Below are 375 nucleotides of genomic sequence, written 5' to 3'. Positions count from 1 at the left end.
AGCAGGACGGGACGGCCAAGAACCACACCGCCGGCGACGACTCCGTCACCGACAAGTTCACCGTCACCGTCACCGATGCGGCCAACCAGGTCAAGTCCGACGACCTGGTCGTACTCATCACCGACACGGCGCCCGAAGCCAAGCCCGACACCGCTTCCGTCACGGAAGACACCGCACTGACCGCCTCCGGCAACGTCATCACCGGCACCGGTGCCGACACCCTCGGCGCGGACGTCACCAACGTCGTGGGCGTGGCCAAGGGCACGGTCCCCGCCGGCCAGAACGTCACCGGCAACGTCAACACCGCCGTCAACGGCGAGTACGGCAAGATCGTCCTCAAGGCCGACGGCACCTACACCTACGAGCTGAACAACA

1 protein-coding gene is annotated in these 375 nt (G+C 66.4%); it reads left to right on the top strand.

What is annotated here, in order from left to right; genetic code table 11:
* Nucleotides 1-375, top strand: a 375-nt coding sequence (locus tag IB268_RS31375; RefSeq protein WP_192355307.1) for a VCBS domain-containing protein, incomplete at both ends; no start/stop codon positions are given.

It is taken from the genome of Achromobacter sp. ACM01 (genome assembly GCF_014851745.1).
GTDB lineage: Bacteria > Pseudomonadota > Gammaproteobacteria > Burkholderiales > Burkholderiaceae_B > Achromobacter > Achromobacter aegrifaciens.
The sequence above is the reverse complement of the archived record's forward strand: the minus strand, read 5'-3'. Positions and strand labels throughout refer to the sequence as shown.